The sequence below is a fragment of the Capsulimonas corticalis genome, assembly GCF_003574315.2.
Lineage (GTDB): Bacteria > Armatimonadota > Armatimonadia > Armatimonadales > Capsulimonadaceae > Capsulimonas > Capsulimonas corticalis.
On record NZ_AP025739.1, the window covers coordinates 7332047 to 7353011 of the forward strand.

At 60.8% G+C, this 20965-nt stretch carries 17 protein-coding genes and 1 tRNA gene; 11 read left to right on the top strand and 7 right to left on the bottom strand.

Annotated elements, in window-relative coordinates:
• The first annotated feature begins 32 nt into the window (after nt 1-32).
• Complete coding sequence (locus D5261_RS31935; protein WP_119321817.1) at nt 33-2015, top strand: SEL1-like repeat protein; 1983 nt, start codon at nt 33-35, stop codon at nt 2013-2015.
• Here the strand turns inward: D5261_RS31935 and D5261_RS31940 are convergent, their stop codons facing one another.
• Nucleotides 2016-3182 carry a DM13 domain-containing protein gene (locus tag D5261_RS31940; RefSeq protein ID WP_119321818.1) on the bottom strand — a complete coding sequence of 389 codons (1167 nt, stop codon included), beginning with the start codon at nt 3180-3182 and terminating at the stop codon, nt 2016-2018.
• A 176-nt stretch (nt 3183-3358) separates the two neighbouring features.
• Between D5261_RS31940 and D5261_RS31945 the strand changes: the two genes are divergently transcribed.
• From D5261_RS31945 to D5261_RS31955, 3 genes are all read left to right on the top strand, one after another.
• Nucleotides 3359-5104, top strand: a complete 1746-nt coding sequence (locus D5261_RS31945) for a GDSL-type esterase/lipase family protein (RefSeq protein WP_119321819.1) — start codon at nt 3359-3361, stop codon at nt 5102-5104.
• Nucleotides 5105-5177: 73 nt separating this feature from the next.
• Nucleotides 5178-6551, top strand: a complete 1374-nt coding sequence (locus D5261_RS31950) for an SWIM zinc finger family protein (RefSeq protein WP_119321820.1) — start codon at nt 5178-5180, stop codon at nt 6549-6551.
• Nucleotide 6552: 1 nt separating this feature from the next.
• Nucleotides 6553-9162, top strand: coding sequence for a DUF6493 family protein (locus D5261_RS31955; protein WP_119321821.1), 2610 nt, complete (start codon nt 6553-6555; stop codon nt 9160-9162).
• A 6-nt stretch (nt 9163-9168) separates the two neighbouring features.
• Here D5261_RS31955 and D5261_RS31960 read toward each other — a convergent pair whose 3' ends face one another.
• Both D5261_RS31960 and D5261_RS31965 read right to left on the bottom strand, forming a co-directional pair.
• The gene (locus D5261_RS31960) at nt 9169-9699 is read right to left on the bottom strand and encodes a DsbA family protein (protein WP_119321822.1); all 531 of its coding nucleotides are present in this window, start codon (nt 9697-9699) and stop codon (nt 9169-9171) included.
• Nucleotides 9700-9758: 59 nt separating this feature from the next.
• Entirely contained in the window at nt 9759-10235 is a 477-nt protein-coding gene (locus D5261_RS31965) for a DUF427 domain-containing protein (protein WP_119321823.1), read from the bottom strand.
• A 136-nt stretch (nt 10236-10371) separates the two neighbouring features.
• Here D5261_RS31965 and D5261_RS31970 point away from each other — a divergent pair, with 136 nt between their 5' ends.
• The gene (locus D5261_RS31970; RefSeq protein WP_125206021.1) at nt 10372-11421 is read left to right on the top strand and encodes a hypothetical protein; all 1050 of its coding nucleotides are present in this window, start codon (nt 10372-10374) and stop codon (nt 11419-11421) included.
• A gap of 71 nt (nt 11422-11492) precedes the next feature.
• On the opposite strand, the gene D5261_RS31975 is transcribed toward D5261_RS31970, so the two are convergent.
• The 3 genes from D5261_RS31975 to D5261_RS31985 form a co-directional block, all read right to left on the bottom strand.
• Nucleotides 11493-12671, bottom strand: coding sequence for a leucine-rich repeat domain-containing protein (locus tag D5261_RS31975; protein WP_119321825.1), 1179 nt, complete (start codon nt 12669-12671; stop codon nt 11493-11495).
• A 19-nt stretch (nt 12672-12690) separates the two neighbouring features.
• Complete coding sequence (locus D5261_RS31980; RefSeq protein WP_119321826.1) at nt 12691-14049, bottom strand: SDR family NAD(P)-dependent oxidoreductase; 1359 nt, start codon at nt 14047-14049, stop codon at nt 12691-12693.
• 14 nt (nt 14050-14063) lie between these two features.
• Nucleotides 14064-14134: transfer RNA gene (locus D5261_RS31985), tRNA-Glu, on the bottom strand.
• A gap of 122 nt (nt 14135-14256) precedes the next feature.
• On the opposite strand from D5261_RS31985, the gene D5261_RS31990 reads away from it, so the two are divergent.
• The 3 genes from D5261_RS31990 to D5261_RS32000 all read left to right on the top strand — a co-directional run bounded on the left by D5261_RS31990 (nt 14257) and on the right by D5261_RS32000 (nt 17811).
• Nucleotides 14257-14982 carry a hypothetical protein gene (locus D5261_RS31990; protein WP_119321827.1) on the top strand — a complete coding sequence of 242 codons (726 nt, stop codon included), beginning with the start codon at nt 14257-14259 and terminating at the stop codon, nt 14980-14982.
• Between the two features lie 129 nt (nt 14983-15111).
• Nucleotides 15112-16224 carry a sensor domain-containing diguanylate cyclase gene (locus D5261_RS31995; RefSeq protein WP_119321828.1) on the top strand — a complete coding sequence of 371 codons (1113 nt, stop codon included), beginning with the start codon at nt 15112-15114 and terminating at the stop codon, nt 16222-16224.
• A 126-nt stretch (nt 16225-16350) separates the two neighbouring features.
• Nucleotides 16351-17811 (top strand): PAS domain S-box protein, encoded by a 1461-nt coding sequence (locus tag D5261_RS32000; protein WP_119321829.1) that lies wholly within the window; start codon nt 16351-16353, stop codon nt 17809-17811.
• Here the strand turns inward: D5261_RS32000 and D5261_RS32005 are convergent.
• Nucleotides 17801-18208: a DUF4406 domain-containing protein gene (locus tag D5261_RS32005; protein ID WP_119321830.1), complete on the bottom strand. Its 408-nt coding sequence runs from the start codon at nt 18206-18208 to the stop codon at nt 17801-17803. The two genes, D5261_RS32000 and D5261_RS32005, sit on opposite strands and share 11 nt — an antisense overlap.
• A gap of 134 nt (nt 18209-18342) precedes the next feature.
• Here D5261_RS32005 and D5261_RS32010 point away from each other — a divergent pair, with 134 nt between their 5' ends.
• From D5261_RS32010 to D5261_RS32020, 3 genes are all read left to right on the top strand, one after another.
• The gene (locus D5261_RS32010; RefSeq protein ID WP_119321831.1) at nt 18343-19098 is read left to right on the top strand and encodes a DeoR/GlpR family DNA-binding transcription regulator; all 756 of its coding nucleotides are present in this window, start codon (nt 18343-18345) and stop codon (nt 19096-19098) included.
• A gap of 168 nt (nt 19099-19266) precedes the next feature.
• Nucleotides 19267-20151: a DUF1559 family PulG-like putative transporter gene (locus D5261_RS32015; RefSeq protein ID WP_119321832.1), complete on the top strand. Its 885-nt coding sequence runs from the start codon at nt 19267-19269 to the stop codon at nt 20149-20151.
• Between the two features lie 159 nt (nt 20152-20310).
• Nucleotides 20311-20925, top strand: coding sequence for a PEP-CTERM sorting domain-containing protein (locus D5261_RS32020; RefSeq protein WP_119321833.1), 615 nt, complete (start codon nt 20311-20313; stop codon nt 20923-20925).
• Nucleotides 20926-20965 lie beyond the last annotated feature (40 nt).

The following is a 20965-nucleotide window of genomic DNA, read 5'->3' on the forward strand; positions in this document are numbered from 1 at the left end:
AGCTGCCGGAAACCCCATACACTACATCCATCATGAAAAATCTATTCGTTATTTTGGTCTTGATGGCTGCACTTCAGGGAACCGCCAATGCTCAGCGTGTCGACGCCTACGGTTACGATGACGCCGGCCAATATCGAGCGGACTTTGGCGTTTCAGAGAGCCTGAATCTCAATTGTACAATCGACGTCTCCGAACTCAGGGCGAAGTTTGAGCAGTTGTATGCTCCGGCGCCTGTGCAGTCTTATACGTCCTGGTCCGATGACTCCGATTACGACTATTCCACTTCGTATTACCGGCCTGAACCTCCGCCAGAACCACAGCTAACCCCCGAGCAAATCGCCGCGAACCAGAAGGCCGCCGAACTTAAGGCGCTGGTGGACAAAGCCAACGATGCGCTCACCGTCCAGAAGGACTATCCACTCGCCGTTACTCTTCTGCAAAATGCGGCAGACGCCGGCGACACGGCGTCGCTTGCGACCCTTTACCACCTTCTCGTGGATAAAGACAAGGGCGTTTACGACAAAGCCCGCGCCGCGAAGCTCCTTGTGGACCTGGCGACGGGGCACGACGACTATCGCGACGACAAGGGCAATCCGGTGTTCAACGAGTTCAAGAGGCAGTACGGACAGGCTCTGATCGATGGGGACGGCTATCCGCAAGATTATGACGCCGGGACCGATCTCGTGCAAAAGGCCGCCGTTCATGCAGACGCATGGGTGACCCTGGGCAGAGAGTATGAGGCCGGGGCGAACCACTTCCACCAGTCACCGGCAATCGCAATCTCGTGCTATCAAACGTCTCTCTTAATGGGGGATCATAGCGGCGCCTGGATTCCTGAGATTCGATCCCGCATGGCGCTGCTCATGATCGCACAGCCGGGCGCCGGCTTGCGTCAATACCGAGATGACCTCATCGGTTTGCTGAAGCCGGGCGATCAATCCATCCCCGATTCGCTGCGCGACGCGATTGGCGTCAAACTCTACAATGTCCTGATGGCCGGCGACCCTGTCCCTAAAAACCCCAGCACAACCATCGGAGTGCTATTTATGACCAAGGGCGCCCCGGATTGGGAGCAGGCGGAGCCGTACTTCACCAACAACGACGATCCCGCCGCCATACGAGAGCTTGCCCGTTACTACGAAAACGGTTGGGGCAGGCCCAAAGACCATCAAAAGGCGATCTCCATGCTGACCAAGGCCGCGGCCGGTGGAGATAAGGATGCGGAATACGGCCTCGCCGTGAACAAATATGAGGAAGCTCGCAGCGGCTCTGAAAGTCCGACGCCCCTGGATGGTTTGGCGGCGGACGTTCAGAAGTGCGCCAAAGCCCTTGCCGACGCCGGCAACGTCCCGGCTAAGAATAATCTCGCAAAGTGGACACGGCTACGGGCCGAGAAGTCCACAACTATGACGCCCGCGCAGAAAGAGGCCGCCCGTAAGAAAGCCTATGAGCTATGGACCGAGGCCGCTGACCAGGGTGTCCGCGAAGCCACCTATTACCTTGCGGCATGCGACGAATACGGAATTGGCGCGACGAAAGATACGGACGCCGCAAAGCGCCACTACGATTACGCCGCCTATTGGGACGATCCGCAGGCCCAAAAGCGGATGGGGGAGATCACCCTCCAGGGCCTGTACGACACCCCAGTCGATGTGGATAAGGGACGACATTTTTTGCTGATGGCGTCTTATTCGCTGCCGTCAGCCGCGTACGAACTGGGCCTCGAACTGAAGAAAGGCAGTGCTTCCAACGACGACCTCAAACAAGCGCGGGACCTGTTCAAGCAGGCGTTCGACGCCAAAATTTGGCAAGCCGGCTTTGAGCTGGCCGCCTGCCTGCACAAGGGCCTTGGCGGCGACAAGGACGAGGCCGGAGCCAAAGCGCTGGTGGAAAAAGCCGCATCTATGGCGGGCGCCAAGAGCGCAAAGATCGCCGTCGACGCCTACACCAACGGAGCCACGGTCGACCCGGACCCAGCGATGGCCGCCAAATGGAAAGCCTTGGCCGGCGTTTAATCAGTCTGCCTGCTGGTTCGAGATCGTCTCAGTGGTTTTCAATGGCGCGGTCGCGAAGTTGACCTGGAAACGCATGCACCAGATGGTCACACCATGATACGCGGATAAATCGGTCCGTGCGGGAATATCGTAAAATTGGTCCCCTTCGTTCCCTTTGAGCTTGCCGAGCGCCAGATAACCGTTACTGGTCACGGTGTCGTTATCGGTGGCGTCGGCGGCGTGGATCAGAAGGATATGCACGTCGGGACCATTCGATGTCGCAAAGCGCGTCAGCCGCAGCACTTTGCCGCCGTCCGGCAGTTGAATAATGCGGACATCGCCGTGGGTTTGGTGGGCAACGCCGTGGAACTCGCCGGCGGATAGTACGGCGGCTCCTGAGGCCGATGCGGCCGCCGGAAGCGATTCATGAACTTTGTGGTTTATTAAGAGGAGTTCCGGCCGGAACGCCGCCCAAGCAGCGAATATCGCGATTGCCCCCAGTCCGCCGGCAAGCATCATCTTTCGTTTGAGCCGCCGTCTTCCGGCGCCGCGAGACGTAGTCTCTGGCGGGCGCCGCTCGGCCCGGCCAGGAATCATATACAGCGGCAGCAGGCAAAGATAGATCGCAAGGCTGATCGAGACGCTCCAAAAGCAGACGAGCATCGTCAGCATGGCGATAATCGGATAAGCCAAAAAGCGTGACTGCACCATCGCCAGATACTCGTCGCCCATCTGTGATGAGATCATCCCCGTCTGCCGGCGCGCATACGCCCACTGCGCGTAAAGCGTCCAGCCCAGCAGGACAAGGTTTCCCCCAAAGAACAGCGGAGCGATCGACGTCTCGATAAACGCGTTCAGAATGCTCGTGGAAAAGGGAAGAAACGAGACGAACATGAAGAAGACGATATTGAGCCAGAGAAGCACGCGGTCTGAGCGGCGGATGGCGTGGTACATATTGTGATGGCCGATCCAGAACACTCCCAGACTGGCGAAACTGATCGCATAGGTGACGAACTTCGGCCATAGGCGCAGCAGCGCCGGAAGCACCACGACGTTCGACGCATTATGGGGCAGGCTCGGAACATGGAACTCCAGGATGAGCAGCGTCATGGCAATCGCGAAAACGCCATCGCTCAGCGCCTCGATCCGGTTCTTGCCGAGTTCGAAGGGATGCGGGTCGTTGTCCATCGGAATCTCTTTTCTCCATCAGTCTCTGTCGCCTGCAACGGATCAAATCTGGAAATAGTTCAGTTTCATCGCGGTTTGAAGTTGGGAGAATGAAGCTGCGCATTCCCGGTAAAAATACCTTGAATCCTATCGCCATTCGTGATATGATTGGCTTCATATGATATAAGGAGAGATGCATGCTCACTCGTAAATTGCCGATCTGGACGGTCGGAGCCGTGCTGCTCGCCGCCGGCGCGGCGGGGGCGCAGGGAAACGGCGCGTTCCAACTCAAGGACGGAGACCGGGTTGTCTTCTACGGCGACAGCATCACGGAGCAGCGCCTTTATACGACGCTGACGGAGAATTATGTCTCGACACGGTTTCCGGCGCTCAATATCCGCTATGTCCATTCCGGATGGGGCGGCGACCGTGTAACCGGCGGCGGCGGCGGTCCGATCGATATCCGTTTGAAGCGCGACGTGCTGGCGTACAACCCGACGGTCATGACGATCATGCTGGGCATGAACGACGGCGGTTATAAAGCCTTCGATCAGCCGACGTTCGACACCTATGCGACGGGCTACAAGCATATCCTCGACAGCGTCAAGGCGGCCGATCCCAATGTCCGCTTTACGCTGATCCAGCCTTCCCCCTACGACGACGTCACGCGCGCCCCCGGTTTCCCCGGAGGCTACAATGCGACGCTGATCAAGTACGCCGATTTCGTGAAAAGCCTTGGCCCGTCGTATGGCGCGATCGTGACGGATTTCAACACGCCGGTCGTGGCAATGCTGGCAACGGCGAAGGCGACCGATCCCGACCTCGCGCAAAAGATCCTGCCGGACCGCGTTCACCCAAGCTACGCCGGGCATCTCATCATGGCCGAGTCGTTACTGAAGTCCTGGGGAGCGCCGTCGATCGTGACGAAGGTGCAGATCGACGCCAAGGGGAAGAAGGTCACGGACGCCCAGAACACCAAAGTCTCGGACCTGAAAACGGGGAAAGTCATCTCGTGGACGCAGGACGACCGCGCGCTTCCGATGCCGCTGGAGCTGGGCGACGCCGCCACGCAGCTCTCTTTGAAGTCCTCGGACTTCGTTGAGGCGCTCGACCAGGAGCCGCTCCAGGTCACGGGTTTGAAGGACGGAACTTATACGCTTTCCATCGACGGTAATGAGATTGGCGACTTCAGCGCGCAGGATCTCGCCATGGGCGTCAACCTCGCCCTTCTCCCCACCCCGATGTTCAGCCAGGCGATCGATGTCCGCCAGCTAACCCAGCAGCACAATGACGAGCACTGGCGCCGCTGGCGCGATATCCAGATGCACTTGCAGGACAGCAAGTCCGAAGCGGTGCAAAAGGAGCTGCCGACCTTCCTGGCCGCTCTCGACAGCGAAGAAGCGGACACGGACGCCGCCCGCCACGCCGCCGCGCAGCCCAAGCCTCACCGCTACGAGCTAACCGCCGCGCAGACGCCGGATCCGGCCCTGCTGCTCAAGCCGCTCAACGGCCCCGACCTCGCTCAAGGGAAAACATATGTCGCCAGCGATCCCAACACCTACGGCTGGGGCATTGGCGGCCTGACCGACGGCTCCTGGGAATCGACCTCCCAGCACACCTTCGCCAGCGGCGACTCGCCCGTGTTCCCCAAGACGGCGACCGTGGACTTGGGCAGCGTTCAGCAGATCGGCTCGGTCGTGATCGGCGTCCCGCCGTTCGGCTCCACAAAGACCGTCAAAGTCTCGATCAGCGCCGACGGCCAGCAGTTCACCGGCGTGGGCAAAACGATGTTCTCAATCCGCAAGGAAGAAAAACATCGCTTCAGCTTCCCCGGCGCCCCCGCCCGCTACGTCCGCCTCACCTACACCGACCACTACCCCGACACCGTCGACTACGCGCCGACATTCGTCTTCACCAACGAAGTCGAAGTCTACGCGCCGTAAACCAGCGCTCACGCCGGCGCCTCGAACCATTCCGTTCGAGGCGTCAGAGCTTTGAAACGTCAGGATCGAGCGGATGCCATCGTTGCAGGCCCAGGAATGGGAGCAGACATACGTTTATCGCCGTGAGTCGATGCTTTCCGAAGCGTCTGGTCGCCCCGTCTTGTCGCTGATCACCACCGCCGGTCAGGATGGAGAGACGGGGTTCTTTCGAGGCGCTGTCCTGCATCCCAAGCGCACATCGGACCTGCTGCTCTCGGTCGTCGATGTCGTTCAATCCCGATTCCACACGCCGGCGGCGATGCTCGCCAAAAAGCTTCTTGAGTCCGACCCTGTGATTACCTGCGGCGCGGGCCAAATCCGCTTTGAAGGTTTCTCATCCTGCGGCGGCGTCTACGCTCGGCTTGACCTGCTTCCTAACGCTATGCATGGCGACTTCTTCGGTTCGGGAACGACAAACGTCAACATCAATAGCCACATGCGGGCGGCGCTTAGCCGCGTTCGTGAGAATACCCCGCTGGAGATGACGGTCGGATCCGAAGGATTTTTAGTGCACAGTGAGGGAGAAGCCACAATTGAGCGCAAGGTCACGCTCCCCGCGCGCTGGCTGCGCGGGTTTGTGGAGGCGCAGGCTTGCCAGGCGCGGATGGAGCCGCGCCTGGATGTTTCCGGCCCGGAGTTCCGTAAGTTTCTGCGCGAACTGCCTCGGGACGTCAAGAATGAGATTTGGATCTCAAAAACGGCCCGTGGTTTGCGCATGAGCTCACAGCCAGGAGCCGACGCCGTGTGCGTCGGAGGCGCATCGCGACTGCGCTTGCTGGAGGCGGTTGCTCGCCACGCGCTCGACGTCCGCGTTTACGCGCCCGCAGCCGGCGGAGGCTGCGCATGGGAGCTTACGACACCGGATTCGCGTCTCGTCCTCGTGCTCAGTCCCGATACGTGGCGCGGGTTTTCCGGCGAAGGTCAAGTGCTGGAGACACTCGCCGCCCCCGCCGCCGAACACGCGATGGGCGCCGTCAAAGCGGCGCTGCGATGGCAAAAGACAATTGTTCCGGCCGCGCTCGCCGCAGAATCGGGAGTGGATCAACAGGCGATTGCATGGGCGCTCGCGCAGTGCTCCGCCTCGGGACTGGTCGGCTACGATCTGCATCAGCGCGCTTATTTCCATCGGGAGCTCCCTTTCGACCGCTCCAAAATCCCAGCGCATCAGCCCCGCCTCAAAGACGCCGGCAAGTTACTGCTGGACGCCGGCGTCACAATCGAAAGCGCCACGAATCCCGTCAAAGCATGGGTGCGCAGCAAAGACGTGGAATATCGAGTTATCTTCACCGAAGACGGCGCCGCATGCACCTGCGTCTGGTCCGCGAAGCATCACGGTGAACGCGGTCCCTGCAAACATATCCTCGCCGTTCAAATGGCTCTTGTCTCGGAATCTCCAACGCAGGAATAGCATGCCGACCGATTTAGAAAACGCCATCGCAAGCGGCGATACCGCAAACATTATCCAGCTTCTCTCGAAGTGGAGCGAGTCGGAGCGCCGCTCGGCGGCTCCTTCGGCAATTCAAGCCCTTCAACGTGAACGCCAAAACGCGTTTCAAGCGCTCCATGCGGTGATTGAGAATGAACGACCAGCCTGGAATCAACGCGATTGTCACACCTCCGCCGCGCTCGCCGTTCTTGGGACAGCGAGCCTTTCTGAAATCCAGAAACTCAACTTCTTTCTGTGGGAGGATAGCGCCTACGACATCATGGCGGCGAGACGCCCGGAATGGCTCGCGGCGTGGTGCGAGTGGACGCTTCTCCGCAATGCATCGGACTGGGCGGTGGTCCGCCGTCTCGTGCGCGAAGGGATTTGCCCGCAGCCACAGTCGGATCGATATTTTCTATGGATGACGGAACGTGCGGCGCAGAACGATGTCAAAGCGTTCCTGCTCAGAGATCCCGATCTGCTGGACAATGAGCTATGGAGGCTCTTCGAGATTGAAGGCGACAGCGCTGTCAGCCTGAACAATTCGGAGAAGTACGGAAAGTCCAAATGGTCACACGCGCTTTTGGAGCTTGCGGAGGAGGGCAGGATCTCCCGAGAACGACTTCTCGACGCTGCTCTGGATGCCCTGTCGCGGGACTTCCACGAATACCGCGCCGGTTGGTTTTCTCGCTTCCATGAGGCTCTGAAGCCGACGCTGGACGAGCGCGCCGCGCGCACGGAGCGTTATCTGCAACTCCTGTCCAGTAAGATTCCCCCAACCGTCGCATTCGCTCTGAACGCTGTCATGGTTCTGGACAAAGCTGGGCTCATGTCGGCCGCTGCCGGACTGGAGGCGATCCCTCCGGTATTCTACGCGGACGCCAAGACGACCATCACACGGGCGCTGCGCCTGACGGAGCGCTGGAGCAAGACAGATCCGCGCCTGCATACGGTCGCCGCCGAAGCTGTGCTCCCCGCACTGGAGCACGAATCCCGAGACGTTCGTGAGGCCATTCAGAAATTCACGGGATCGGCCCCGATCGACGCCCCTCCGCGCGGCGCGGCGGAGACCTCGCCGCCCACTTCCACACCACTACAGGCGGCCTCAAACAAGCCGATACTCCCAATCAGCACAGTCGAAGAGCTTGTCGCGGCCTTCGCATCGGTGATTGAAAACGAAGGGCCGCCTGAAGAACTGGAGCGCGTGCTGGACGGGGTTTCACGTTTGGGCGCCGAGCGCCCGCCGGACTTCCATCGCCTCACTGGGCCACTGCAAAAGCGAGCGCGCAAATTTCGCGGCGAGAATGATGGATATTCCTTCCATGGCGCCTCCGTTCGAACGGTCTTCTCGGAACTTGCGAGAGCGTGGCTGGACGGTGAGTCGCCCAAGGAGCCTGTGGATCAGAAGGTAATAGGTCTGGAGGATTTTCTGGCAGCCCGCGTACGCGGCGTCGCCCAGCGGGTTTCCGCAGGCAAGAGCGATGCAATCCTGTCCGCGCCGACACATCGCGGCGCATGGATCTCCCCCATAACCCTGGTGAAGCGCCTGGCCGACCAGACCAGCGCGCCGAATCGTCTGGATCTTATTCAGTCGCTGCTTCGTCTCAGTCGAGACGAACGCGCGGAGGCCCTGGCGCTTGCGACGCAGCTAAAGGGCGAAACCGGCGAAGCTGTACGTCACGCGCTAGGAGCCGACCATGGCGCGGTGGGCGCGGACGCCGCGCTCTGGGCGGCGGCCTCTCGCGCACGCGATCCAGAAACCGACGACCCAATGGTCGGCGCTCGCCATACGGGATTAGGCCCAGATATTGCAGAAGCAGGCAAGATCGAATTTCAATGGCTTTCGGAGATCAATCCTCGCTCCGAAATTATCCTGGCGGGATATGCATCTTATCATCTCTACCACGTATCTATCTCTACCATACCGGCGGCTCCCAGGCAATGCGGATTGGATTTCCCCACTCTTCAGATTTATCGAACCGGATTGGGGCAGCCCGCCATGACTCGGTGGGCGTCAAGCGTATGGCCGGGATACCGCGAAAGCTGGTTCGCGGCGGGATGCGGCGCCATCGGCGACAATCTCGACTGGTGGGAGGCGAGGTGGGGTAACCGTGAGTTTCTGGCGCCGCTCCTCGACCCGAGCACAAAACTTGGACTGATGGCCCTGACGCTCATGGCTCTTGGTCTTGCCGCAAAAAACGCCGACGAAGGCGCCTTGACGACGGACATTTTGATATCGGCAATTGCCGACGGGCGACTGAATGAGCACAGAATGTCGCAAATCCTGACGCTTCTGTTTGCCTGGGAGCAGGTGACAATGCCGCGCGTCACCCGGCGCGTCGAACAGGCAAGCCGCGTGTCCGAACGACACTCCCGGGTTCTCTACGCCGGTCTCGCCACCGCCCTGGAAACCGCCCCGCCGACGTCCGCCGCATCTCTGGGCTCCGTTCTGGAGGCGTTCCATGAACTGTCGATTGAGCTGAGCGCAGGTCCGCCCTCCGGTAAACTGTCGGAGTTTCTGGCGGGCCAGCAAGGCAAAAATCGCGCGGCGGCAATCGCCAAGAAGATCATCGCCTTGCCGCAAGTCAAATGACGCCGGTTATTTTCGCTCGGCGCGCAAGATTGCCTTGAGGAGCGTCTCGAAGTCCAATGGGCCTTTGTGATGCAGGCCGTTGATGAAGAAGGTCGGCGTTCCCGGGACACCGCTGGCGAGTCCTCCGTCAAAGTCGTCGCGGACTCGCGTGGCGTACGTGTGCTCGGAGAGTTCGCGGGTGAAGCGCTCGACATCCAGCGAAAGATCCTCGGCGTACTGGGTCAGGCTCGCCGCGTTCAGATCCTCTTGATGATCGTACAGCGTATCGTGCATCTCCCAGTATTGGCCCTGCGCGCCGGCGGCCTCCGCCGCTTCGGCGGCAAGCTGGGCGTAGGGGTGGATATCGACCAGGGGAAAATTTCGGAACACGATCCGCAGGCGATCGCCGAGTTGTTTATGAAGTTCCTTGACGATCTCGTGCGCCTGCGCGCAGTAGGGACATTCGAAGTCGCCATACTCCACCAGCGTCACAGGCGCGCTGTCCGGTCCCTCGCGATGGTCCTGCTCGCTCACGGGCGGCGTCAATTCCGGCATCATTCGTTCTCCTTGCACCTATATGCTCTCCATGAAAGCGGCGCCCAGTCATACGGGACAGTTTAGCCTTTGAAGGGTCCCACAATGTCGTGCGTAATCCAGCCGCCGTAAAAATCTCCGGACTGAGCCATCACGACTTCGCCGTTGACACGGCATTCGTCCATCTTACCGGGATAAAACGCCAGATGGTCTTTGAGCGCGAGGTAAGCGTCGACAGGATTGGGATAGGACCAGGCGGCGTGCCCGGATGTCTTCACGCTGACGGTCAGATTCCAATAGGACGCCATGCCCTTCCACTCGCAGAACGTCTGGAGCTTTGCGGGCGTCAGAAAGTCCATACGAATGTCGTCTTGCGGAATGTAATAGACGGGCGGATGGCTCGTTTCGAGGATCCGCCATGCGTGACGAGTGTCGACTATCAGCATTCCTCCAAACATAATTTCGAGATGTTTTTCCGACTGCTCGATGCGCGGCGGCCTGGGATAGTCCCAAACGGATTCCTGACCCGGCTGCGGGGCGACACGCGAAGATGGGTTCATCGGTATTTCCTCTCATCCCTGTTATCCTGCGACTGAACAGACATGAAACGCCGATTTACGCGCCGCCGTTCCTTTCAAGACATTCCGCCCACGAAGGCGCGCGAAACAAAATCCGTACTCCATCGTATCTTCGATCATGAGATATTTATCGAATGGGATTGTATTGGCGATGGCGTTTGCCGCGCTGGTTGCGGCGTCACAGGGTTTCGCCCAAACGCCGAAGGGTAATCGACTGCTCGGCATGGACGTGCAAGCCGCGCGGGACGGCGGCTACGATACGGCGTTCCAGATCGCCAAGAAGGCGGGGGCGCAGGTCGTTTCCGTGTCGATCAATTGGGACGATATTGAGTCCGAGCCAGGGCAGTATCACAATGCGAGTCTTCAGGCGGCGAATGCGTACTATCCGGCGCAGCATGTCAGAGTCAGCCTTTGCATTCGGCCTCTCGATACGAACGGGCCGCACATGCCCGCCGATCTGCGCGGTCAGCCGATGGATTCGGATGTCGTGGAAGAGCGATTTGGGAAGATGATGGATTATGTGTTCGCGCAGATCCCCGATGTTCCGCTGGCGTCGCTCGGCGTCGGCAATGAGGTAAATATCGATTTTGGGACCGACGCCGGGAAATGGGCGCGGTACCGGCGCTTCTTCGCCGCCGTGCGCCGTCGAATCCAAGCGAAGCATCCCGACCTGCCAATCGGTGTCCCCGTCACATTCGAAGGCGTCACGGGCGCGGCGCGCGGCGAGGTGAAGACGCTGAACGCGGCGAGCGATTGGGTGATGGTCACTTACTATCCGCTGAATACGGACTTTACGGTGAAGGCGCCTGGGACGGCGTCCCGGGATTTTGACCGGCTGGCGCGTCTCTACCCGAACCGCAAAATCGCGCTGATGGAAGCGGGCTGCCCTTCGGGCGCGCTGTGCCTGAGTTCGGAGACCAGGCAGGCGGAGTTTGTAACGCAGGTGTTCCGGGCGTGGGACGCCCACGCCGCCCAGATCCCCTTGGTCTCATTCAGCTGGCTGAACGACAAATCCACGGCGGATATGGACGGTTTCGCGCGCTACTACGGCGTAAACGCCCCGCCCTTCCGAGAATATTTGCAAACTCTGGGCCTGCGCACCTGGGAGGGCAAGGACAAAGCGGCCTTCCGCGTGCTGACGCAGGAAGCCAGGGCGCGCGGCTGGTGACGAACCGGGGTGTGACTGATCTTTGTTAAACGTTCGGCTGTAACAAAAATCAGGCGCACCCAACGAACCGGTCAATGCAGGACTTTGGTCCGGTAAACGCTCTGGATCGCCGCGATATCCGGCGTTCGGTCGAGATATCGCTTCGGGCCGACGAGGTTCCCGATCATCTCGCGGAGGGCGGTGTCCTGCGGATCGTCCAGCAGAATGCGGCGCGGGCGAAGGTCGCCTCCGAGAATCTCGCCCATGGCGACAGCGCCGGCCTGGGAGATACGGTTGCGGCGCAGGTCGCAGCGCCCCAGAACGGGATTGGCGGCGATCATCTCCGAAATCGCCCGGGCGCCCAAATCGTCAATGACATTGGATTGTACGCCCAGAACGCGCGTGGACCGGCAGTAGCCAAGGTCAAGCGTTGTCAGCGCGGGGTGTCCGGTCAGCGCCTTCGCGATCGACGCGGCGCCTGCCGAAGTGAGGCCGTTACTCGCCAGGCCAAGCTCTTGCAGCGTCGTGTTTTGACTCAATCCTTCGGCAATGATCGCGGCGCCGCGATCGCCGAGTAAGTTCGCGGCGAGGTACACCGCTTCAAGGCTGCTGTTCGACGCGAGCAGATCGGCGATCCCTTGCGCCTGTTCGGGCTCAAGATAAAGACCGGCCAGGTAGAGACGCTTGACGGTCTGGTTGCGTGATGTCAAGGCGCTGAGGACGGCTTCCAGGCCATCGGCGCCGATCTGCGTATTGACCAAATCAACCGTCCGAATAGCGGTGTTCTTCTCCAGCATCCGCGCCACCGCCCGGGCGCCGTCCGGGCCGATGGGATTGCGTTTCAGCCACAGCCCGGTCACGCTCTTGTTCCGCGCAAGCGTCTCCGACAGCCGCTCCGCGCCGCGTGGGCCGATCAAATTGCAGCCCAGGTAAGCGACCTGAACGGCGCCCCCATCCTCAATGAGCCGCGCGACGCTCGCCGCGCCGGCGTCGCCGATCCCGTTCGTTCCAAGCAGCAGGCTCTGAATGGCGGTGTTATGCGCCAAAACGCCGGTCACCACGCGGGCGCCCTCCGGACCGATATCTTGCTTGCACAGATCGAGACGCCCGTCGGGCGTAACGGCTCCTCGGGGAAACATCAGGGTGTCGGACGGCAGGCGATTTCCTCGGAGATAAGCGAGCAGCGGGTCCAGCTCCCTCACATCGCAAAACGCGGGGATCGGCTTCTTGGTGAGCGGACAGTGCAGCGTCGTTTGATTGCCAGTTTCCATATGCGTGATTGGCTCCACCCTACCAGGGATACGGCTTGTAGTCTTTGAGAAAATGCCCGTGCAGCGGCTCCGAATCACTCAGGAGACCCTGCGCGATGGGATCGTAGATGCGCGCCATTCCGTCGATCAGATCGAGCGGCGTATAAAAATCCTGAACGGCGCGCATCTGAAGGTGCTTGGGATAGGGATTTTCGTCGGTGATCCATCCCGTATCCACGCTGTTCATGTAGACGCCGTCGCGCGCGTAATCCGCCGCCGATGTCCGCGTCATCATATTGAGCGCGGCCTTCGCCATGTTGGTGTGCGGATGGAAGATGGTCTTGCTCGGGCGGTCGAACTGCCCCTCCATCGCCGAGACGTTCACGATGAAACGGCGCGCGTGGGGCGAACGCAGGAGCAGCGGCTTGAGCCGACTGTTCAGCACGAACGGCGCGGTGACATTCACCAGCTGCACCTCCAGCATCTCGACCGTCTCCACTTCGTCCAATCGCAAAGACCAGCTGTTGCTGGCGCGCCGATCGATCGGCTGCCCGTAGTGGTCGTACCGGCCCGGCAAAAGAGAGTTCGCTTCGGTATCCGATCTCTCATACGGCGCGTCGTCCGCAGTCAGAAGACGCCGCACGGGCTCCCCCAGCGCCGCAAAGTTCTCCTTCGCGAGCAGTTCCTGGTAGAAATCCGCCGTGCGTTTCACCGTCTGGGCGGCGTTATGAATGACGATATCCAGGGCGGCTTCGGTTTGCAGCAGATGGGCCGCGAGTTCTTCCACGGCGCGTATGTCGCGCAGGTCGATCCGAGAGATTAGCAGACGATCGAGCCAGGCGGCGCTGTCCGGCTCCGCCGCAAAACGCTCCGCCGCGTCGATGGGAAACCGGGTCGTCACGATCACGCGCGCGCCGTCGCGCAGCAGGCGCAGAGCCATCTCATAACCGATCTTGATCCGCCCGCCGGTGATCAGCGCCGTCCGGCCCGCGAGGTCCGCCCGCTGGCCGCGCTTGGCGTAGTGAACGCCGGCGCACTCCGGACAGAGCAGATGGTAATGGAAGTGCAGTTCGGTGTAAAGCTCCTTGCAAACATAGCAGCGAATCGGCCGCGACGCCGCGCCGACTGTTTCGACAAACGAATCGCCGGCGTGCTCCGCTAGCATCGGCGCAGAGTTCGCCGGCGACTGCTCCCGGACAATCACGGTTTGGGCGCGCAGGTCTCGATCGGCCTGGACGCGCTCCTCGCGCCGCCGCTGATTCTGCCCGCGCTTGCCCTCCCGGTGGATCTTGGCGATAATCGTCTTAAGGCCATCGTGATCGTCGATCACCGACGGATCCCGCGCGATCTCCTGTAGCGTCCGATAACACGCTTCCAATTGTTGTTCCGTGAGTGGCATGGGTGATCAAGAAGAGGGAACGGCCGAGATTTGAACTCGGATCTTCCCGTGAGAAGGAGCGCTTTTCCGTTAAGCTAACGTTCCCATAACTCCGTCCACCGATTATACCCGGGGACCATTCGGGCATCGTGTCCCGCTTCCCTGTTTCATGAAGAATTGCGATGTGCTACAATGCGCCGATGGCTATGCGATAAGAGGAGAAATACCATGATCACTTTCGTCAATGCAGTGACGCTGACGGGCCTGGCCGCGGCGACGGCTCTGATGAGCGCGACGGCGCTTGGCGCGAACCTGGTGGTGGACGGCAAAGTCGCCTCGACCAGTGTGCGGATGATCGACGGCGTCGCATACGTCAAGGTCTCCGATATCGCGAAGTCGATAGGAAGAGTTGTCGCCAAACGGCCGGGAGGCTACGAGCTGATCGAGGCGGGCGGCGCGAATCAGATCGCGGGCGTGGTCAAGGGTAAGATCGGAGATCAGCTCTTTGACGGAAAGTGGCGGTTCAAAGTCACCGGCGTCGAAACGGCCAGCACTTATGCGCTGAAGACGCAGGGCGAGCCGTACAGTTACGGCTCCGACGTCAGCTATAACACCAGCACGCGCACCTTTTCGGCGCCGGCGGCGGACACGCTCATCATCGTTCGCTGCGCCATCGCGAACGGCCAGAAGACGAAGCAGACGTTCTGGGTAGCCGAAGGCGGCTCCAACACCGCGCTGACCGACGATCAGGGGCACGCGTTCACGCCCATCGCCTACGATTTCTCCGGCGCGCCCGCCCAAACGGAGCCGCTCCTGCCTGGCTCCAAAATGGAGTTCCCGGTCATCTTCTGTATTCCGGCGGGAACGCAGCTCAAGGACCTGATCTTCACGCTGCGCAACAACGACGCTTCGTCCAAAGGGAACGACGTGCGCGTCTCTCTCAGCGGCGGTTAGCGCCGCGCCGGCCCGGGGATCTCCCGGGCCGGGATGTCTACAGAATTACGGTGAATCTGACGATAATTAAGGCGTAACAAGTATTTTTTTTGGTCGCGTGGGACGGCGCGTCTCACAGTCAGATTCTTCATGCAAGACTATCATGCTCTCCTGCGGCGACAGCTCAAGCGGCACGTAAAAATCACGGAAGAGATTCCGGAAGATTGGCGCGCTTTTCTGGCTGCGGTCAATCAAGCATACGGAGACTCCGACTCCAGCCGGCGGCTGCTCGAACGCGCCGTGGATCTGAGCTCCGCCGAGCTGTTTGAGTCGAACGCGGAACTCCGAGCCATTTTGCAGGCGCTGCCGGACTTTTTGTTTCGCATCGATTCCCGAAACGCGATCATTCCGCTCGTTCCCTCGGATATCGACCGCTCCGATATCTGCCTGCGCGTTTTGGATGAGACGTCTCACCACCGCTGCGCCGGACAGTTTCGGGAGGCGCTGGAGCAGATCCGCGCCTCCCATGCTCCGCTCAACTTTGAGTACGAGTTTACGCACGACCATCAGGAATATTTCTACGAAGCGCGCCTGGCGCCGTTCATGGAGGCGGGAGTGATCGGCCTTCTGCGCGACATTACGGTCCGCAAACAAGCCGAACGCTCTCTCAAAGTCAGCGAAGAACGCGCGCGATTGGCCCATCTTGATCTGATGGTCATCAAGGGGGAACTGGAGGCGGAGCAGGAGAAGCTGCGAAAACTGGCGACCGAGGACAACCTGACGGGACTTTGGAACCGCCGCGTCATCTTCGAACATCTCGCGGGCGATCTTATCGACGCCAAGCAGAACAAACGCTCGGTCGCGGTCGTGATGGCCGACCTCGACGGCTTCAAGCAGATCAACGACACCAACGGACACCAGGTCGGCGACATCGTTCTTCAGGAGACGGCAAAGCGGCTGAAGGCGTGCGTACGCACCTCCGACGCCGTGGGGCGTTACGGGGGCGAGGAGTTCCTGATCATCCTGAACGACTGCGACGGCGACTCCGCTATCCGGCGCGCGGAGGAGCTTCGTCTCGCGGTCAATCGCTCGCCCATCGCGCTGATCGAAGGCAAGATCGAAGTGACGTGCAGCTTTGGAGTCAGCTGGACGCGCGAAAGCTATTACAGCATCGATCCCATCGTGCGCGAGGCTGACACGGCCCTGTATCAGGCCAAGCATACCGGCAAAAACAAAGTCGTGGCCGCCTCGATCGCTTACTGACCTGAACCGCAATCATCGCGCCACAAAACAAAATGTCCGCTCGGCGGAGTGGCGCGGGTGAGAAAGGTCATGGTAAAATAAATGACGACCAGCATGCTCTCTCGTGAGAAAAGATAGACGACACTCATGACAACGGAATTCCCCACGGATGAATCCCAGCGCCTCATGGCGCTGCGCCAATACGGCGTTCTCGATACTCCTCCCGAAGAACGCTACGACAACATCACCGAGCTTGCGGCGGCGCTGTGTGACGTGCCGATCACCCTGGTCAGCCTGGTGGATGCGGAGAGGCAGTGGTTCAAATCCAAGGTGGGGATCACAATCGACGAGACCCATCGGCGTCTTTCTTTCTGCGCGCATACGATCCGCCAGCAGTCGCCGATGATTATCAACGACGCCAGCAGCGATCCACGCTTCGCGGACAACGATCTGGTGACGGGAGCGCCGTATATCCGGTTCTACGCCGGATTCCCGCTGACGAATAGCGAGGGCTACGCGCTGGGCACGCTCTGCGCGATCGACACCAAGCCGCGCGACCTGACGCCGGCGCAGTTCAAGGCGATGAAGGTGCTGACGCAGCAAGTGCTGACGGAGCTGGAGCTCCGGCGGTGCCTAGACGCCCTGGGGCGCTCGTACGACCAGGCGCGGCGCAGCGAAGATTCGGCCCGCACGCTGAAAGCGGCGATTCTGGACGCGTCGATCGACGCCATCATCACGATCGACAGCGGCGAAACCGTTCTGGAGTGGAATCCCGCCTCGGAAAAGGTGTTCGGCTATTCCCGGGATGAAGCGATCGGACGCCCCCTGTCCGGCCTGATCGTGCTGTCGTCGCACGACGATAGGAGCGAGCCGGAGATCGCGCAATTGATCGGCTCCGAGCAGGACCCCGAGCGCAGCGCGCGGCTCGAAGTCATTGGCGTCGGCAAGGACGGGCGTTCGTTCCCAGTCGAGATGTCGGCGGTGGCCGTTCCGCTGGACGACCGGCTTTTGTTCACGATCTATCTGCGGGATATCACCGAGCGCAAGCAGACGGAAGCCGAGAACGCGCGGCTGCTGGCCAAGACGCAGACCGACGCCCTGTGGCGATGGGGCTTTCTGCGCGATGTCCTGAAGAACGTCACCAACGGCAAGCTGCGCCTGGCGGAGAATAGCGCCGAGCTGCCCCCGCGCCCGGCGAATCTTATTCCAATCACCCGGGAAACGCTGCCGGAATTCCGCCACCGCGCCATCCACGCCGCGGAAGCTGCGGAGTTCACCAAAGACAGAATTTACGATCTCGCCACGGCGGTCAGCGAAACGGCGATGAACGCCGTCGTCCACGCCCGCGACGGACAGGGCTGCGTCTCGATCAGCGACGACGGCGTCATCCAAGTCTGGATCGAGGATCGCGGTCAGGGGATCCATATCGACCACCTCCCGCGCGCCATGCTGGAAAAGGGCTACACCACCGCCGACAGCTTCGGCCACGGCCTGAAACTGACGCTCCAGACCGCGGACCGCGTCTGGCTCCTCACGAACAGTTCGGGCACCACGATCGTCGTGGAAAAGGACCGCGAAGAGCCCATCCCGCCCTGGCTTATCGGCTAAACTCGCCGCCGGAGGAGACCCGCGAACAGCCGGGAATGTCCGCCACGCGCTCAAACACGCGCAGGCCGTGATTTCGCGCCGTCGCCACCATCAGGTCCGCCCCTTCGGAGGGGCCGCCGACACGCAAAACCGCGTCGCAGCGCGCCAGAAGCCGCTCGGCGATCGGGTGAAAGATCTCCTGGAACGGCGCATCCCCCACCCGCTCCGAACCGGCGAGCGCGACGAGCGGCAGCGCGAACCACTCTCCCACCACCGGCACATGCCCGGCGCGAAAAATCGGGAGCGCCAATTCCTCCATCATCCGCACATTCGCCGCCAGCTTCCCGGGATCGTCGCCGGTCCCGGATCGGTATGGACCGGCGATCAAAATCATCAGTCCCTTTTCATTGCTCTGCATGGTTTTCATCCTTCTTCGTGCTTTTGTCGGGTACAATCGCGCATGAATCTGCACGAAATTACGCATTTCCATTTACCAGACTCCGTTATTGCATATTTCGTGCAGAATCATGCAATAACGGGCAAAAAAAAATTATGCTAACCACTCACCGCAAGCAGCACATCCTCGCCGTGTTACAGCGAGATGGACAGATTATCGCGAAGACGCTCAGCCTGGAGCTCGGGCTCTCGGAGGACACGATCCGGCGCGATCTGCGTGAACTGGCCCAGGAGGGCCTGCTGCAGCGCGTGCATGGCGGCGCGCTGCCGGCGTCGCCCGCCGTGGTGGACTTCGCGGGGCGTCAGCGCATTGCGCCGCAGGCAAAGGTGCGGATCGGGCAGGCGGGCGCGCGGATGGTGAGGCCAGGTCAGGTGGTGATCTTGGATGGCGGGACAACCGCCGTGCAGCTCGCGCGCCATCTGCCGCCGGATCTTGTGGCGACGGTGGTGACGCACAGCCCCAGCATCGCGGTGGAGCTGGCCCAGCACCCATCGGTGGAGGTCGTGGTGATTGGGGGGCGTTTGTTCAAACACTCCGTGGTGACGGTCGGCGCGGCGGCGATCGAGACTCTGAAGCGCATCCGGGCCGATACTTACTTCATGGGCGTGACCGGGATCCACCCCGACGCTGGCCTGACCACCGGGGACCTGGAGGAAAGCTATATGAAGCGCCTGCTCAGCGATCAAGCGGCGGACACCGTCGTGCTCGCCTCCGCCGAAAAGCTCGGCGCCGCATCGCCCTATCTCATCGGTCCGGTCAGCGAGGCGAGCAGCATTATTACCGAGCGGGATGTCCCGGAAAAGCTCATCGCGCCGTACCTTGATCTTGGGATTCCCGTCGTTCGCGCGTGACATTGTTGCTGGCCGGCCCGCGCTCCATAAGTGAATTCTAATCGTTTTTCGTCAAGATTTAACATTCTCTTAACAAATCCGCCCACATCGCAGAGGTACTATCGTTGTACTCTCCCTGAACGAGATGCACTCAGTTTTGACGGTCCCAACGGAAAGGTTACCCGTTCCATGACGCCACATTCTCGCTCGAAAAGCGGCTTCACACTCATTGAATTACTCGTTGTCATCGCGATTATCGCGATTCTCGCCGCGATCCTGTTCCCAGTGTTCGCGCAGGCTCGGGAAAAGGCGCGTCAGATCACCTGCACGTCCAACCTGAAGCAGTTTGGGCTGGCGATCCTGCAATACGCTCAGGATAACGACGAATCGATGCCGGTGGCTTACAGCGCGGCGTATCAAGTCGGACCGCTGACAAGCCAGCTCGCCGGCACGCCTCAGGTGGGCGTCCATATGGAGATCATGCCGTATGTCAAATCCGAGGCGATGTTCAAGTGCCCGGATGACGGCGGCTTTGAGCTGAACGGCGCGAACCCGGACACCGTACCGAACGTGCTGGCGAACGGAAACGCGATCTCGGGCGCACTGTACCAGCAGGTCTACGGCAGCTCTTACAAGTTCACCCACGAAAACTTCTCGAACCCATTCCCGGTCAAGACGCTCACCGGATACGCCACGAACACCGGCGAGTGCACCGGCGGCGGAACGATCACCGTCACGCCGACCGGCTATAACTACAATCCCCCGGGGGCGTGCAGCGGGACCGCTCCCGGCGTCGTGGCGCTTTCCTACTTCTCGCGCCCGTCGGAAACACGGATGATGCGCGACTTCAACCCACCCTTCGATCAGGATGACGACAAGGTCTGGCATCCCAACGGCGGCTCCGTGGCGTATGTCGACGGCCACGTGAAGTTCCTGATCGGCGCCAAGGCCCCGCTCGGCCCCGGCAACCCCGGCTCCAGCAACGGCTACTTCAAGGGATGCGACGGCCCGGACTGGGCGTTCGACGATCCCGGCTCCTGCAACAGCTCCGGCTTCCAGCGCAACGGCGATTAACACCTCGCGGCAACGGTTTGCAATCTCCTAACGACGGGAGGCGTCTGGCTTTTTGGGCCAGACGCCTCCCGCGTTTGTTTGGCATGTTTCTTGCACGGCAGAGCATCGTAAGACCAAAGAAGTTCGTCTGGATCGTAACTCTATGTCAGGAGATCCCTCATGAAATATGGTTTTGCGCTTGCCACAGCCGCGCTCACAATTCTCAGCAGCGCCGCATTCGCCCAAGCTCCCGTCAACGCGTCGCCAAGCATCGTTATCACCGTGGACGAACACGGCCACGGCATCGCCACTAGCAGCGCCAGCCCTGGCGTGACATTCACGCTTCCCTCCGCCTATATCCCCGATCCCGGTCCCGGCGGCAACCCATCGGCGCTGACCTACTCGCTCGGCTTTCCGCCCGCATTCGTTCCCGGAGACGTGATTGTCGTGGATAGCCCATCCTCTGGATTTCAATTTAGCGATCTGGTCCGTTTCAATCCTTCAGATCAAAACACGCCGGCCACACTGGTTTTTTATTCGTTTGATGAGGGCGTCAACTCACTCCCGACTTCGATTTATCCGTTCTTCTCATTCGCCGAAGAGGACAGCAGCGGCGTCGCCACTTATGTCCCTCAGTCCGGCGATCCCGGCTATATCGATGGTTTCAATCTCACGTACCACTTCGTGAGCGACGCCGTCGTGCCAGAGCCCTCCACATTCGCCGTTCTAGGCTTCGGAGCCTTCGGCGTCGCGCTTCTCGTTATCGGGACACGCCGTCGCAAGCTCTCTGTCTGACCGCTTTTTCCCTCAAACTCCCCGCAGCCCTGCCGCCTTT